Consider the following 14,140-nt stretch of genomic DNA (forward strand, 5'->3'; position numbering starts at 1 on the left):
CGGGCCAGGTCGTAAACCGGCCCACTCCAATCCGACCCGATCGCATGGCCCGCCCCCACCGGACCGGCATCGCCTCTTCCACTGCCATCCCGGCGGGCGGAGCGGTGCTGTCCGTGGTGTCCGCCGATGCGGGTTCTGCCCGCCGCCTGCCCTTCCGGGAGACCCTTGCATGACCCTGTCCGATCCACGCCGCGCCCTGCTTCCGCTCGCCCTGGCCCTGGCCTGTGCGACTACCGCGATGCCGGTGCTGGCACAGGGACTGCAGACCTCGTTCGAACCGGGCCAGCCGGCGCCGGCACCGGCCGCAGGCGCACTGCAGGTCACGATCGGCAACGGCCCTGCGGCGCCTTACGCCGCCAAGCGCAATGCGGGCTACAGCGGCCTGCATGCACTGCGCTACAGCAGCGAAGGCGGCAGCGCGCGACGCGAGCTGTTCAAGACCGACCTGCCGATCGAGGCCGATACCACCCTCTCGTGGCTGGTGCTGCCGGAGATCGTCGGCAAGGACACCGTGGCCTCGACCTATGTGTCACTGGACCTGCTGCTGGACGATGGCAGCCGCGTTTCGGCCAGCGCTGCACGCGACCAGCATGGCGTGGCCATCGGTGCGCGCGCGCAGGGCGATTCGAAGACGCTGTATCCGCAGCAGTGGGCGCGCAAGGCGGTGCGGCTGGGCGACGTGCCCGCGCTGAAGGGCCGCCGCGTGGTGGCGATCGAACTGGAGGTGGCCAGTGCCGACGGTGCACCGGTCTCGGGCTGGATCGATGACGTGCGCCTGGACACAGTGCCACGTCAGCAGCCAGCGCGCGTCTCCGACTGGGTGCTGACCACCCGTGGCACCCAGGCCAACGGCACCTTCTCGCGCGGCAACAATTTCCCGGCCACCGCGGTACCGCACGGATTCAACTTCTGGACCCCGGTGACCGATGCTGGCGCACTGAACTGGCTGTACCGCTGGAACGAACAGAACGACGCACAGAACCGTCCGCAGCTGCAGGCGCTTGCGCTGAGCCATCAGCCCAGCCCGTGGATGGGCGACCGCCAGACCTTCCAGGTGATGCCCTCGGCCAGCCGTGGCGTGCCGGAGGCCGACCGTCGCAAGCGCGCGCTGTCATTCGAGCGCAGCCATGAAAGCGCGCGCCCGTATCGCTACGACGTGCGCTTCGACAACGGCATCGCGGCCGCCATCGCGCCGACCGATCATGCCGCGCTGTTCCGCTTCGAGTTCCCCGAGGGCGGCGACGCCAACCTGCTGTTCGACAATGTCGATGCACGCGGTGGCCTGACCCTGGACGCTGCCACGCAGACACTGTCCGGCTACACCGATACGCGCAGCGGCCTGTCCAACGGCGCCAGTCGCATGTACGTGGTGGCCAGCTTCGACAGGCCGTGGCGCAGCAGTGGGCGCCTCAACACCGGCCGACCGACCGGTTACATCAAACTCGATGCCGGCAGCGACCGGCGGGTGACCATGCGCATCGCCACCTCGCTGATCTCGGTGGAGCAGGCACGGCACAACCTGGCCCTGGAAATCTCCGCAGCCGATACGCTGGAAAGCGTGGCCGGCCGTGCGCAGGATGCATGGGATGCGCGCCTGGCCCGTTTCGACATCGGCGATGCCAGCGACGACCAGAAGACCACGCTGTATTCCAGCCTGTACCGGCTGTTCCTGTACCCCAATTCCGGCCATGAGAACGTGGGCAGCGCCGCCGAACCGGAGTGGCGCTACGCCAACCAGGCCAGTGCCAGCGATGACAACACCGAGGGCAGCGCGACCCGCAGCTATGCCGCCGTGCGCGACGGCAAGGTATTCGTCAACAACGGCTTCTGGGACACCTTCCGCACCACCTGGCCGGCCTATGCGCTGTTCACGCCCGACGATGCCGGGCAGCTGGTGCAGGGCTTCATCGAGCAGTACCGCGCCGGCGGCTGGATCGCACGCTGGTCGTCGCCGGGCTACGCCGATCTGATGGTCGGCACCAGCTCCGATGTGGCCTTCGCCGATGCATGGCTGAAGGGCGTCGGCGGTTTCGATCCGGCCGAGGCCTATGCCGCCGCGCTGAAGAACGCGACCGTGGTGCCGCCGGACCGCCATGTCGGCCGCAAGGGCATGAACCGTTCGACCTTCCGCGGCTATGCCAGTGCCGACGTGCACGAAGGCATGTCGTGGACGATGGAAGGCGCACTCAATGACTTTGGCATCGCCAACATGGCCGATGCCCTGGCCAAGCGCGCGACCGCGCCCGCCGCACGCGAGCGCTACAGCACCGAGGCCGACTACTTCCGCCATCGCGCCGCCAGTTACGCGACGATGTTCGATCCGGCGGCAGGCTTCTTCCAGGGCCGCAAGACCGATGGTCGCTGGCGCGTGGACGCAAAGGCCTACGATCCGCGCGTGTGGGGCCACGACTACACCGAATCCAATGGCTGGACCTTCGCCTTCACCGCCGCCCACGATGGCGAAGGCCTGGCCGCGTTGTATGGCGGCCGCGAAAAGCTGGCGGCGAAGCTGGATACCTTCTTCGCCACACCTGAAACCGCGGACCCGGCACTGGCCGGCTCGTACGGCGGCACCATCCACGAGATGACCGAAGCGCGCGACGTGCGCATGGGCATGTATGCGCACAGCAACCAGCCGGCGCACCACATCCCGTGGATGTACCTGTACGCCGGGCAGCCGTGGAAGACCCAGCAGCACGTGCGCGAGATCCTGTCGCGGTTGTACGTCGGCAGCGAGATCGGCCAGGGCTACCCGGGCGATGAGGACAACGGTGAAACCTCGGCATGGTACGTACTGGCCTCGCTGGGCCTGTACCCGCTGCGCATGGGCGCCCCGGAGTACGTGATCGGCTCGCCGGCATTCGAGCATGCACGGGTGGAGCTGCAGGGTGGCGCGGTGCTGACCGTGAACGCGGCCAACAACTCGCGTGAGAACGTCTACGTGCAGTCGCTGAAGATCAACGGTACGCCGTGGACGAAGACCTGGGTGCCGCACGACCTGATCGCCAAGGGCGCGACCCTCGACTTCGTGATGGGACCCCGCCCCTCGCGCTGGGGCAGCGGCGTGGACGATGTGCCGCGCTCGTTGACCGCGCGCGGCCAGCACCCGCAGCTGCTGCACGACCTGCTCGGCAGCGGCGCGAAGGCGACGCTGGCCGATGGCCGTGCCCTGCCCGCGCTGGTCGATGACGATGCCGGCACCACGGTGGGTCTGGGCGCCGGTGCAACCATCGCGCTGACCGGCCTGGCCGAGGGCACCCCGACGATGTACACGCTGACCAGCGGTGACGGCCGCATCCAGGGCGGCGAATGGACGCTGGAGGCGCGCAATGGCAGCGGCAGCTGGACCGTGCTCGACCAGCGCCGTGGCGAAGACTTCGAATCCGCCCGCCAGACCCGTCCGTTCCGCATCGCAAAACCCGGTCGCTACAGCGAGTACCGCCTGCGCCTGGCGGCACCGGCACGGCTGCCGCTGGCGGAGATCGAACTGCTGGCGCCCGGCACCGTACAATGAGCTGCATGCGCTTCCGTCTACTGCCTCTGGCCCTTGTTGCCCTGTCCTTCTCAAGCTTCGGCCAGACCCAGGCGTTCGATACGCAGCTGACCCGCGACGGCGTGACGCTGAACTACCAGGATGCCCGTGGCGCCCTGGCCGCACCGCAGCGCAAGCGGGTGATCGATACGTTCTTCTTCGCGTACCTGCGCGAACGTGCGGACTTCCATCCCGCTGCGCCGTCAATGGTGCGCATCGTGATCGATCCGGCCTACACCGGCATCGCCTTCGTCGGCGACAAGGACCAGGCAGCGACGATCACCATCAATCCGGGTTGGCTGGCGCAGCACCCGAACGACGTCGACCTGGTCACCCATGAGGCGATGCACATCGTGCAGGGGTATCCCGGCTATGGCGATGCACGGGTGCCGGGCTGGCTGGTGGAAGGCATCGCCGACTACGCGCGCGACCGCTACGGCATGGACAACGCCGCTGCTGGCTGGGCATTGCCGGTGAAGGTCGAGAAGGGGCAGAACGTCGACAGCGGCTACCGGGTGACCGGTGCGTTCCTGAAGTGGGCGGAGGCGGAACATCCCGGCCTGGTGCTGGCACTGGACAAGGCTCTGCGCGACGGCCGCTATGCACCGGCGCTGTGGCAGAAGCACACCGGCAAGGCACTGCCGGCGCTGTGGGCGCAGTACGCCAAGCCGCGTTCGGACGCACCGCCGCCGGCGCCGGCACGGCGCGGCAAGCGCTGACCGCAGGTAGCACCGGGGCTTGCCCGGCGAAACGCCTGTTTCGCCGCGCTGCGCGCTCGCCTGGCATGGCCCGGCACGACCTGCCCAACGGGATCTCATTACGATCTCGCGCGGAGTAATCCGACAAGTCGGATAGACGCCTGTTCACAACAGCACGCGGCAGCAACCGACATCGTGACTGAGCGAGGGTCGCTAACCTTGCTTGCATGAAAATCAGAACCAAGGTCGGTAGGCGCAAAGCGGTCGTTGTGCTGGTGACAGGAGCAGCCATTGCACTGATCACGACCGCGATCTGGACGAGAAGCAACACGCCGAGCGTTCTCGCTGTTGCCCCCCAAGAGCAGCAGACCGTACGGGTTCGTATCAACGGAAAAGATGCTGCGATCGAGACGACGCAGGCCGCAAGCGTTGCCGCCGCCGGGACTCAGTTGATTGCAATTCGCCGAAAGTTGTCGCCCCAGCAGGCCCTTCTGCTGGCGCAGGACATAGCGCGTTGCACAAACGCCGCAAGCTTGGCGGAAACAGACATTCCGACGGGACTGACTCCCGACCAGCAGCGTGAGTTCCGGGAAAACGTTCTGGGTGACTCAGACTGCTCCGCTCTTGAATCAGAACACTCCATCTATGACCTCGCCTACTACGCGGCGTCAGACGGCGACTCCACTGCGAAATTGATGTTCTCGGGACTGGCGTCTCATCAGTTCGACGATGAGCACTCCATGTTCGATGAAGAGCTCGTCAAGCGATTCAAGGAAGCGACAGTGAGATTTCTCAACGAAGCCGCGGACTCGGGTGACAGCAATGCCCTGATGCTTCTTGCGGCCACCTTTGAGGATGGCCTGCATGTGCCTCGCGATGCAGCACGCGCACACGCCTATGCGCGCGCATTCAGCCAGGCCAGTGGCGGCAAGGGGCTTCGCTATGCCGAGCGGCTCTGGAGCCAACTCTCACCGGACCAGCAACGGGAATCGAACCGATGGCATATCGAGATATCGAATCGAAGAAAAGGAGAAATGAAATGAAAGGAAAGTCGAAACGCAATCGCTGGCTGATGATCGTGGTCGCGTGCCTGGGTGGCACAGCAATCGCAGCGTCGGTTGGGAAATTCTACTGCGGCAAGGCCTGCAATGTAGCCGGGGATACGGTGGCGGAGGAAGGGTGACCATCGGAGATATTTCGGTAGCTCAATAGCTACCACTGCGGCACACCTTGGTTGCCACATTCGCTCGGTAGCGCCAGGCCACACCCGGCGAAATGCCTGATTCGCCACGCTGCGCGCTCGCCGGGCATGGCCCGGCGCTACCACATCGCTGCCTCAGCGCGACCGCACGAAGCCGGCGTAGAGCGCGAACAGCTGCTGGAAGTACCGCCGCGTCACTCGATTGCGCATGACACCCTCGCCCATGAAAAGTTGGTCGGGCCCAGGGTGGGAAGGCCGGTCCGGTCCCTTCCCACGGCCGGGCCGCGTGGGCGTATTGGGCCGCAACGGCGTTGCAGGGACATGACCGGGCGGCGTAGCGCGTGTGGCACAGGCCGGCGGGCGGTAGTAAGCCGCTGGCCGGCTGCGGTGGTGGTGGACATGATTGCGGTTGCTGGCCAGCGGCCGGCACTACCCGTTTCCGCTTTGCGGAAACAGAAACGCGCCCCGGGGGGCGCGCTTCTGCAGCTGACGCTGGAAAGAAGGCTTACGCCTTCTTTTCCGCTTCCAGCTGCTTGCGGATCTGCGCATCCACCGCCGCAATGGCGGTCATGTTCAGGATCCTGCGCGAGGTCGCGCTGGTGGTCAGGATATGCACCGGCTTGTTCACGCCCATCAGGATCGGGCCGATCGCCACGCCGTCGGTGAACACACGCACCAGGTTGTAGGCGATGTTGGCCGCTTCCAGGTTCGGCAGCACGAACAGGTTGGCGCGACCCTGCAGGGTCGAGCCCGGCAGCAGCTTCTGGCGCAGCGCTTCGTCCCATGCGGTGTCACCCTGCATTTCGCCGTCCACGTTCAGACGCGGGTTGCGCTTGAGCAGCAGCTCGCGCACCTGGCGCATCTTCAGCGCGTCCTTCGAATCGTGGCTGCCGAAGTTGGAGTGCGACAGCAGCGCCACCTTCGGCTCGATGCCGAACAGCTTCATGCGGTAGGCCGCCTGCAGGGTCGCTTCGCACAGCTGCTCGGCGGTCGGGTCTTCCTGCACGTGGGTATCGACGAAGAAGAACACGCCCTGCTGGTTGATCACGCCGGTCATCGCCGAGGTCGAGGTGACCTTCGGCTCCAGCGGCAGCACGCTGCGCACGTAACCCAGCTTCTTGTGGAAGCGGCCGACGATGCCGGTCAGCATCGCATCGGCTTCGCCACGGGCCACCATCACTGCCGCGATCAGGGTCGGGCGCGAACGCATCAGGTTCTTCGCCGCGGCCACGGTCACGCCACGACGGCCGGTCAGGCCGTGGTAGTACTGCCAGTACTCGTTGAAGCGCGGGTCGTCGTTGATGTTGGTGACTTCAACGTTCTCGCCGATCTTCAGGCGCAGGCCGAGGCGCTCGATGCGCGACTCGATCACTTCCGGGCGGCCGATCAGGATCGGGTGCGCCAGGCCGTCATCGACCACGTTCTGCACCGCCTGCAGCACCACTTCCTCTTCGCCCTCGGCATACACAACGCGCTGCTTGTCGCTGCGCGCGCGGTCGTAGACCGGCTTCATCATCAGGCTGGTGCGGTAGACGAACTGGGCCAGCTTGTCGCGGTAAGCGCCCATGTCGTCGATCGGGCGCGAGGCCACGCCCGAGTCCATCGCGGCCTGGGCCACGGCGGCCGACAGCTCCACCAGCAGGCGGCGGTCGAACGGGCGCGGGATCAGGTATTCACGACCGAAGCTCGGGGTCTCGCCGCCATAGGCCGAACCCATGTCGGTGGCCGCACGACGCGCCAGCGCCGCGATGGCGCGCACGCAGGCGATCTTCATTTCCTCGTTGATCGCGGTCGCGCCCACGTCCAGCGCACCACGGAACAGGTACGGGAAGCACAGCACGTTGTTGACCTGGTTCGGGTAGTCCGAACGGCCGGTGCCGATGATCGCGTCCGGACGGGCGGCGCGCGCCAGTTCCGGCATGATTTCCGGGGTCGGGTTGGCCAGCGCGAAGATCACCGGATCCGGCGCCATGGTCTTGACCATGTCGGCAGTCAGGATGCCCGGCGCAGACAGGCCCAGGAAGATGTCCGCGCCGTCGACGATCTCGGCCAGGGTGCGCTTGTCGGTGTCGCGCGCATAGCGCTGCTTTTCCGGGTCCAGGTCGGTACGACCGGTGTGGATCACGCCCTCGCGGTCGAAGGCCAGGATGTTCTCCGGCTTCAGGCCCAGCTGCACCAGCATGTTCACGCAGGAAATGCCAGCTGCGCCCATGCCCGTGGTCGCCAGCTTCACTTCCTCGATCTTCTTGCCGGTGATCGCCATGGCGTTGAGCACCGCTGCGCCGACGATGATCGCCGTGCCGTGCTGGTCGTCATGGAACACCGGGATCTTCATGCGCTCGCGCAGCTTGCGCTCGACCACGAAGCATTCCGGTGCCTTGATGTCTTCCAGGTTGATGCCGCCGAAGGTCGGCTCCAGCGAGGCGATGATGTCGACCAGCTTGTCCGGGTCGGTTTCATCCACTTCGATGTCGAACACATCGATGCCGGCGAACTTCTGGAACAGCACACCCTTGCCTTCCATCACCGGCTTGCCGGCCAGCGCGCCGATGTTGCCCAGGCCCAGCACCGCGGTGCCGTTGGAGATCACCGCCACCAGGTTGCCACGGGCGGTCAGCTCGCTGGCCTGCTGCGGGTCGGCCTTGATCGCTTCACAGGCGTACGCCACGCCCGGCGAATACGCCAGCGACAGGTCGCGCTGGGTCAGCATGGGCTTGGTAGCGGAAACCTTGATCTTTCCCGGCGGGGACATCCGGTGGTAATCGAGGGCGGCCTGTTTGAAATCTTCGTTGGACATCGATGTGGGTTACATGAATGGGCAGAAGGGACAGGGGATGATACCCCCGTTGGAGCGTCTGGACCTGTCGCTATCCTGTCGCAGGCATGCTGCGACCGCACAATTCCGTGCCGTATGCGACGGTACCGCGACACCAGCTTCGGTGCGTCCCATGACAGCCATGGGACGCCTTGAAACGCCGCGGGGCCGTACCACTGTCGTGATCGGCCCCGCGGTACCACACACCTGGATCAGCCCCTGGCCGGCAGCGCCTCGGGCACGGCATCGATCAGCGGCGGCAGTTCGCTTTCGCGGCCGTCCAGCGCCAGCTTCAGGCGGTTGCGGTCCAGCGCCCCCTCCCAGCGCGAGACCACCACCGTGGCCACGGCATTGCCGATGAAGTTGGTCAGCGAGCGGCATTCGCTCATGAAGCGGTCCACGCCCAGGATCAGCGCCATGCCGGCCACCGGCACCTCCGGCACCACGGCCAGGGTGGCGGCCAGGGTGATGAAGCCGGCGCCGGTGACGCCGGCCGCGCCCTTGGAGCTGAGCATGGCGACCAGCAGCAGGGCAATCTGATGGCCCAGGGTCAGTTCGGTGTTGGTGGCCTGGGCGATGAACAGCGCCGCCAGGGTCATGTAGATGTTGGTGCCGTCCAGGTTGAACGAGTAGCCGGTCGGGACCACCAGGCCCACCACCGACTTGCTGCAGCCGGCGCGTTCCATCTTCTCCATCAGCGACGGCAGCGCCGACTCCGACGAGGAGGTGCCCAGCACCAGCAGCAGTTCGGCCTTCAGGTAGCGCGCCAGCTTGAACACCGAGAAGCCGCACAGGCGGCAGACCAGGCCCAGGATGACCGCCACGAACAGGAAGGCGGTGAGGTAGAACGAACCCACCAGCCAGGCCAGGTTGATCAGCGAGCCAACACCGTACTTGCCGATGGTGAAGGCGATTGCGCCGAAGGCACCGATCGGCGCGGCCTTCATCAGGATGTGGACCAGCTTGAACACCGGGGCGACCAGCGCCTCCAGGAAGTTCACGATCGGCTTGCCCTTCTCGCCCACCGATGCCAGCGCGATGCCGAACAGCACGGCCACGAACAGCACCTGCAGGATGTTGCCATCGACGAACGCGCTGAGCAGCGTCTTCGGGATGATGTCCATCAGGAAGCCGACCAGGGTCAGGTCATGCGACTTCTCGACGTAGCTGTGCACCGCGGTCTGGTCCAGCTCGGCCGGGTTGATGTTCATGCCGGCGCCGGGCTGCACCACGTGCGCCACGATCATGCCGACGATCAGCGCCAGCGTGGAGAAGAACAGGAAGTACGCCATCGCCTTGGCGAATACGCGGCCCACCGTGCGCAGGTGGGTCATGCCGGCGATGCCGGTGACGATGGTCAGGAAGATCACCGGTGCGATGATCATCTTCACCAGGTTGATGAAGGCATCGCCGAGTGGCTTCATCTTCTCGCCGATCAACGGTTCGTAGTGGCCGAGGATGGCGCCCAGGACGATCGCCACGATCACCTGGAAGTACAGCTGGCGATAGATCGGCAACGGCTTTGCAGGCACCGGTGCTGCGGTCGGGATGTGCATGGCGGACTCCGGAAGGGGCGTTTTCAGGCACGTACGGCCCCGGGACTGCACGGGAACCGTTACCGTGGAAACTGACCGCAGGCCCTGTGCAGCACGCGCAGGGGGTGCGACCAATGGACGCCTTTGTACGCGCCGGGCACGCTGGCGCAGATAACCTATTGGTACTAGCCCCCCGGTTCAGGTGGCCGCGATGCCTACACTGGCGCCGCACCGCCCGATCACGGGGAGGCCGGTGGCCCGAGCTGAACGGCCGGGCGCGTCATTGCGAAAGTTCCGGCCCTTGCGGCCGTTGTTGTCCTGTCCACACGCAATCTGAGAGAGCCGCACCCAACATGCGCCCGATTCCCACCTTGCTGGCCCTGTCGCTGGCCGCGCTTCCCGCCTTCGCTTCGGCTGCCGATTTCGACAACTGGCCGACCAAGTACGCCTTCGGCGACGGCACCGAGCTGGCCGCTACCGCCAACATCGCCTACGACTACAACGATTTCTCCTCGGGCAGTGGCCTTGAGGACGACGACGCCGTGCGCCGCAAGGAGTTCGGTGCGACGCTGAAGAAGAAGGGCGTCTACGACGCGATGGTCTATTACGACTTCCAGTCCGATACCTGGCTGGACGTGTTCGTGCGCTTCGAAAGCAAGGCCTTCTTCGGCCGCGACATCGGCCGCTTCCGCTTCGGCTACATGAAGACCCCGGTCGGTCTGGACGCGAACACGTCCTCGCGCGCCGGCAGCTTCCTGGAAACCGCGCTGCCGGTGCAGGCCTTCTACGCAGGCCGCCGCACCGGCGTGGAATGGGTGCTGGAGCGCCCGCAGTACCTGCTGCAGGCCGGCGCCTATGGCGGCAAGGACCTGCAGGGTGACAACCCGGGCACCACCCAGGCCGTGCGTGCGGTGTGGACCCCGGTGAAGGCGCCGGGTGACGTGATCCACCTGGGCCTGGCCTACTCGCAGGAAAATCCGCGCGGTTACAGCGATGGCCGCGACGTGCACCACGAGGCCAGCGCGCGCCTGCGCGCACGTCCGGAAGCCGGCCTGACCGACATCCGCTATGTCGATTCCGGCGCGCTGGTCACCGCCGACCAGATCCGCCGCACCGGCCTGGAAGGCATCTGGATCCGCGGCCCGTTCTCGGTGCAGGCCGAAGCCCTGCGCGCCACGGTCACCCGCCATGACGGCAAGCCCGACTACACCGGCAGCGGCCAGTACGCGATGGCCAGCTGGGTATTGACCGGCGAATCGCGCCCGTACAACGCCGGTGCGGTGGCCAACATCAAGCCGGCGCACGACTACGGCGCGGTGGAACTGGTGGCCCGTTACAGCCGCATGGACCTCGACGATGGCAGCATCCTCGGCGGCCGCCAGCACGACCTCACTCTGGGTGCGAACTGGTACCTGACCAGCCACTTCAAGTTCCAGGCCAACTACGTCAAGGTCGACGCCAGCCGTCGCGGCGTGCACAGCACGCCGGAGATCTTCGAACTGCGCGCGCAGATGCACTTCTGACCCCTTCCACGTCAGATCCCGGCGGGCGTGTACGCCACGCCCGCCGGCCCTGCGTAGACTGCCGCCATGTACTGGCTCAGCCGCCACCGGATGCTGTTGCTGACCATCGCGGTGATGGTCGGCGGCACCGTGCTGTGTGCGGTCGCCGCCGGCCACTACGCCTGGCGGCGCGCCCTCGGTGAGGAAAGCAGCCAGGTACAACGCCAGCTGCAGTTGTATGGCCAGGGCCTGCAGCAGCGCATCGACCGCTTCGGCACCTTGCCGCAGGTACTGGCACTGGATCCGGATCTGCTGCACGCGCTGCGCGTACCGCCCTCGCCCACCGAACGGCAGCGGCTGAACCTCAAGCTGCAACGCGCCAATGAAGTCACCCGTGCCTCGACCCTGACCCTGGTCGGTCACGATGGCGTGGCGGTGGCGGCGAGCAACTGGGACCAGCCGACCACCAACGTCGGTGAGAACTACAGCTATCGTCCCTATTACCGCCAGGCGCTGGCCCAGGGCCGCGGCCGCTTCTACGGCATCGGCATGACCACCGGCGTGCCCGGCTACTACCTGTCGCAGGCCATCGAGGAAGACGGCAGGCGGCTCGGCGTGGTGGTGATCAAGGTCGAGCTGTCGGCACTGGAGCAGGAGTGGCTGAGCAGCCCTGACGTGGTGCTGACCAGCGACGACCACGACGTGGTGTTCCTGGCCAACCGTGACAGCTGGCGCTACCGCCTGCTGCGCCCACTGGGCGCCGATGAGCGCCGCGAGATGCTGGACGCCCGCCAGTACGCCGATCGCACCCTGCAGCCACTGCGCGCACGTACCGAGGATGTACTGGCCGATGGCGGCCGCATGGTGCGCCTGCTGGATCCGGCATTGCCGCAGCCGATGCTGTGGCAGAGCCTTGCGCTGCCGGCCGAAGACTGGAACCTGCACCTGCTGCACGACGCCAGTGCCGCCACCGCCGCCGGCCGTGCGGCCGCGCTTACCGGAGGTGCCGCATGGCTGGCGCTGGGCTTCCTGGTGCTGTTCATACAGCAGCGCCGGCGCCTGGCCAAGCATCGCCTGCGCAGCCGCCGCGAGCTGGAAACCCTGCTCAAGCAGCATGCACAGGAACTGCGCACCGCACAGGATGGCCTGCTGCAGGCCGCCACCGATGCCGACAGCGGCCTCAGCCGCAGCCTTGAACACCTGCCGCAGGGCGTGGTGGTGATCGACCGGGACCTGCGTCTGGTCGCATGGAATTCGCGCTACCTGGAACTGTTCCGTTTCCCGCTGGACCTGGTGCGCGTGGGGCGGCCCATCGAGGAACTGTTCCGCTTCAACGCACGCCGTGGCCTGCTCGGTCCCGGCCCGGTCGACGAGGCCATCGAGCGTCGCCTCAACCACCTGCGCAGCGGCCGTCCGCACATGCGCGAAAGTGAGAAGGACGACGGTACGGTGCTGGAGATCCGCGGCAACCCGCTGCCCGACGGCGGTTTCGTCACCAGCTACGCCGACATCACCAGCTACAAGAATGCTGCACGCGAACTGCGCTCGCTGGCCGATGCACTGGAACACCGCATCGCCGAACGTACCCACGACCTGGACGAAGCACGTCGCGAAGCCGAGCAGGCCAATCGCTACAAGACCCGCTTCGTCGCCTCGGCCGTGCACGACCTGCTGCAACCGCTCAACGCAGCACGCATGTTCGTCTCGGTGCTGCGCGGCAAGCTGAGCGACCCGGCGCAACAGCAGACCAGCGATCACATCGACGCTGCATTGGCCGCGCAGGATGCGATCCTCAACAGCCTGCTGGATATCGCGCGGTTGGAATCGGGCAGCCTGCCGACCCGTGTGCAGGCGTTCCGGCTCGGGCCGCTGCTGCAGACACTGGCGCGCGAATTCGGCATCGCCGCGCAGTCACGTGGCCTGGTGGTGGACTGGGTCGATACCGATGCGGTGGTGGTCAGCGATGAAGCGCTGCTGCGCCGCATCCTGCAGAATTTCCTGTCCAACGCACTGCGCTACAGCGAACGTGGCCGCGTGCTGCTCGGCTGCCGCCGCCGCGAGGGCCTGCTGTGGATCGAAGTGCACGACCAGGGCCCCGGCATCCCCGATGCGTTGCAGGGCGAGATCTTCGAGGAATTCCGCCGCCTGCACGACGGCCAGCAGCGCGGTGCCGGGCTTGGCCTGGCCATCGTCGACCGCATCGGCCGCCTGCTCGGACACCCGATCCGACTGCGCTCGCAGCTGGGCCAGGGCAGCGTGTTCGCTGTGGGCGTGCCGTTCGGCGACGCCAGCGCGATTCCCGCCACCGCGCCCGCGCCGGTGCTGGCGCAGGAACCGGCGGCGGACAACCCGCTGCGAGGGCGCCGTGTGTGGGTAATCGATGACGATCCGCACGTGTGCGCGGCCAGCCGCGCGCTGCTGGAGCGGTGGGGCTGCGAGGTGCTGCTGGCCGATGGCCCGCAGGCAGCGCTGCAGTTGGCCACGACGGCAACCGTGCCGGAGCTGGTGCTGCTGGATGTGCGCATGGGTGACCACCACGGCCCGGTGCTGTACGAGACATTGGCAGAGCTGTGGCAGGCCCGCCCGCCGGTGGTGCTGGTCACTGCCGAGCGCGATGCGGGATTGCGTGAGATGGCTGCCGAGCGTGGCTGGGGAATGATGGCCAAGCCGGTGAAGCCGCCGGCGCTGCGGGCGCTGATGAGTCAGTTGCTGATCCGGCATCGCGGGTGATTCCAGCCAACGGCACAGCCCCTCGTGGGTGGAGGCGTAACGCGGTTCATGGGTGAGGCCGGGTAGATGGGCTGCGCAGGGGTCGCTGCAAGTACGTCCCTGTAAGCTCGGTCGCCGCATCCATGCG

At 66.8% G+C, this 14,140-nt stretch carries 8 protein-coding genes; 6 read left to right on the forward strand and 2 right to left on the reverse strand.

Annotation, left to right across the window (positions count from 1 at the left end):
- The first annotated feature begins 169 nt into the window (after positions 1 to 169).
- From ACZK45_RS18070 to ACZK45_RS18085, 4 genes are all read left to right on the forward strand, one after another.
- Positions 170 to 3,514, forward strand: coding sequence for a GH92 family glycosyl hydrolase (locus tag ACZK45_RS18070; RefSeq protein WP_478445035.1), 3,345 nt, complete (start codon positions 170 to 172; stop codon positions 3,512 to 3,514).
- Positions 3,511 to 4,251 carry a basic secretory protein-like protein gene (locus tag ACZK45_RS18075; protein ID WP_293796018.1) on the forward strand — a complete coding sequence of 247 codons (741 nt, stop codon included), beginning with the start codon at positions 3,511 to 3,513 and terminating at the stop codon, positions 4,249 to 4,251. Before ACZK45_RS18070 ends, ACZK45_RS18075 begins: the two co-directional genes overlap by 4 nt.
- A gap of 206 nt (positions 4,252 to 4,457) precedes the next feature.
- Entirely contained in the window at positions 4,458 to 5,273 is an 816-nt protein-coding gene (locus ACZK45_RS18080) for a hypothetical protein (protein WP_071228138.1), read from the forward strand.
- Complete coding sequence (locus ACZK45_RS18085; RefSeq protein ID WP_478445036.1) at positions 5,270 to 5,413, forward strand: hypothetical protein; 144 nt, start codon at positions 5,270 to 5,272, stop codon at positions 5,411 to 5,413. Before ACZK45_RS18080 ends, ACZK45_RS18085 begins: the two co-directional genes overlap by 4 nt.
- Before the next feature lie 523 nt (positions 5,414 to 5,936).
- Here ACZK45_RS18085 and ACZK45_RS18090 read toward each other — a convergent pair.
- Positions 5,937 to 8,228: an NADP-dependent malic enzyme gene (locus ACZK45_RS18090; protein WP_032129106.1), complete on the reverse strand. Its 2,292-nt coding sequence runs from the start codon at positions 8,226 to 8,228 to the stop codon at positions 5,937 to 5,939.
- Positions 8,229 to 8,458: 230 nt separating this feature from the next.
- Positions 8,459 to 9,802: a dicarboxylate/amino acid:cation symporter gene (locus ACZK45_RS18095; protein WP_049398388.1), complete on the reverse strand. Its 1,344-nt coding sequence runs from the start codon at positions 9,800 to 9,802 to the stop codon at positions 8,459 to 8,461.
- Between the two features lie 332 nt (positions 9,803 to 10,134).
- On the opposite strand from ACZK45_RS18095, the gene ACZK45_RS18100 reads away from it, so the two are divergent.
- On the forward strand, positions 10,135 to 11,304 hold the full coding sequence (locus ACZK45_RS18100; protein WP_071228137.1) for an OprO/OprP family phosphate-selective porin: 1,170 nt from the start codon (positions 10,135 to 10,137) through the stop codon (positions 11,302 to 11,304).
- Positions 11,305 to 11,370: 66 nt separating this feature from the next.
- Positions 11,371 to 14,013 (forward strand): hybrid sensor histidine kinase/response regulator, encoded by a 2,643-nt coding sequence (locus tag ACZK45_RS18105; protein ID WP_478445037.1) that lies wholly within the window; start codon positions 11,371 to 11,373, stop codon positions 14,011 to 14,013.
- Positions 14,014 to 14,140: the final 127 nt, after the last annotated feature.

The organism is Stenotrophomonas sp. 63632_Sma (assembly GCF_056482875.1).

Coding starts and splice junctions, on each gene's coding strand:
- ACZK45_RS18070 (WP_478445035.1), top strand. CDS start 170: ATGACCCTGTCCGATCCACGCCGCGCCCTGCTTCCGCTCGCCCTGGCC.
- ACZK45_RS18075 (WP_293796018.1), top strand. CDS start 3,511: ATGAGCTGCATGCGCTTCCGTCTACTGCCTCTGGCCCTTGTTGCCCTG.
- ACZK45_RS18080 (WP_071228138.1), top strand. CDS start 4,458: ATGAAAATCAGAACCAAGGTCGGTAGGCGCAAAGCGGTCGTTGTGCTG.
- ACZK45_RS18085 (WP_478445036.1), top strand. CDS start 5,270: ATGAAAGGAAAGTCGAAACGCAATCGCTGGCTGATGATCGTGGTCGCG.
- ACZK45_RS18090 (WP_032129106.1), bottom strand. CDS start 8,228: ATGTCCAACGAAGATTTCAAACAGGCCGCCCTCGATTACCACCGGATG.
- ACZK45_RS18095 (WP_049398388.1), bottom strand. CDS start 9,802: ATGCACATCCCGACCGCAGCACCGGTGCCTGCAAAGCCGTTGCCGATC.
- ACZK45_RS18100 (WP_071228137.1), top strand. CDS start 10,135: ATGCGCCCGATTCCCACCTTGCTGGCCCTGTCGCTGGCCGCGCTTCCC.
- ACZK45_RS18105 (WP_478445037.1), top strand. CDS start 11,371: ATGTACTGGCTCAGCCGCCACCGGATGCTGTTGCTGACCATCGCGGTG.